Source organism: Roseateles flavus (assembly GCF_039872765.1).
GTDB lineage: Bacteria > Pseudomonadota > Gammaproteobacteria > Burkholderiales > Burkholderiaceae_C > Roseateles_B > Roseateles_B flavus.
The window spans coordinates 1-1,391 of sequence record NZ_JBDPZC010000049.1 but is presented as its reverse complement, the minus strand read 5'-3'; the positions used below and the strand labels follow the sequence as shown (position 1 = coordinate 1,391).

Here is a 1,391-nt window from a genome sequence, read left to right as displayed (position 1 = left end):
CGCGGCCAATGTGCAGGACATCTACCCGCTGGCCCCGCTGCAGGAAGGCATCCTGTTCCATCACCTGATGGAGAAGGAGGGGGACCCCTACCTGCTGCCCAGCCTGCTGGGCTTTGCCAGCCGTGAGCGCCTGGAGCGCTTCATGGGGGCGCTGCAGCAGGTGATGGACCGCCACGACATTCTGCGCACCGGCATTGCCTGGGAAGGGCTGGAGCAGCCGGTGCAGGTGGTGCGCCGCCGGGTGCGCTTCCCGCTGGAGATCCTCACGCTGGATCCCGCGCAGGGTGACATCGCCGAGCAGCTGGAGGCACGCTACGACCCGCGTCACTACCGGCTGGACGTGAGCCAGGCGCCGCTGATGCAGGGCTACGCCGCGGAGGATGCGGCCCAGGGCCGCTGGCTGCTGCGCCTGCTGTCGCACCACCTGATCAGCGACCACACGACGGTGGAGCTGCTGGTGGAAGAGGCGCTGGCGATCGAGGCGGGGCAGCTGGAGACGCTGGCGGCGCCGGCCCCGTTCCGCAACTTCGTGGCCCAGGCCTGCCTGGGCGTGAGCCAGGCCGAACACGAGACCTTCTTCCGCCAGATGCTGGGGGACATCGAGGAGCCCACGGCACCCTTCGGGTTGCTGGACGTGCAGGGCGACGGCAGCCAGGTGAAGGAGGCGGGCGAGAAGCTGCCGGCGGCGCTGAGCGCGCAGCTGCGCCAGCAGGCACGCCGCCTGGGCGTGAGCACGGCCAGCCTGATGCACCTGGCCTGGGCGCTGGTGCTGGCACGCACGACGGGGCGCCAGGACGTGGTCTTCGGCACGGTGCTGTTCGGTCGCATGCAGGGCGGCGAGCAGTCGGACCGTGTGCTGGGCATGTTCATCAACACGCTGCCGCTGCGGCTGAGCGTGGGCTCGCAGGGCCTGGGCGCAGGGCTGCGCCAGGTGCACCAGCTGCTGGCGCAGCTGCTCAGGCACGAGCACGCGCCGCTGGCGCTGGCGCAGCGCTGCAGCGCGGTGCCGGCCCAGACGCCGCTGTTCAGCTCGCTGCTGAACTACCGCTACAGCGTGCAAGGCAGTGCGGCGGCGCAGGCCGCCCAGGAGGTGGAGGGCATCGAGGAGCTGGGCGGTCACGAGCGCACCAACTACCCGCTGACGCTGTCGGTGGATGACCTGGGCGAGGACTTCCTGATCACGGCGCTGGTGAGCGAGCCGGTGGACCCGCAGCGGGTGTGCGCCTTCATGCACGAGGCCCTGCAGGCCGTGGCGACGGCACTGGGCGCCAGGCCCGAGACGCCGCTGGCCAGCCTGGACGTGCTGCCGTCGCAGGAGCGGGCGCAGCTGCTGGGCTGGGGCGTGTCGCAGCGGGAGTACCCGCGCGAGGAGGGTCTGGCGGCGCTGTTTG

General features: G+C 71.5%; 1 protein-coding gene. It reads left to right on the top strand.

Going from position 1 to position 1,391, the window contains the following annotated elements:
- Positions 1-1,391 (top strand): condensation domain-containing protein (locus ABDJ40_RS24675; protein WP_347613767.1); only part of this gene is annotated, 1,391 nt, incomplete at both ends.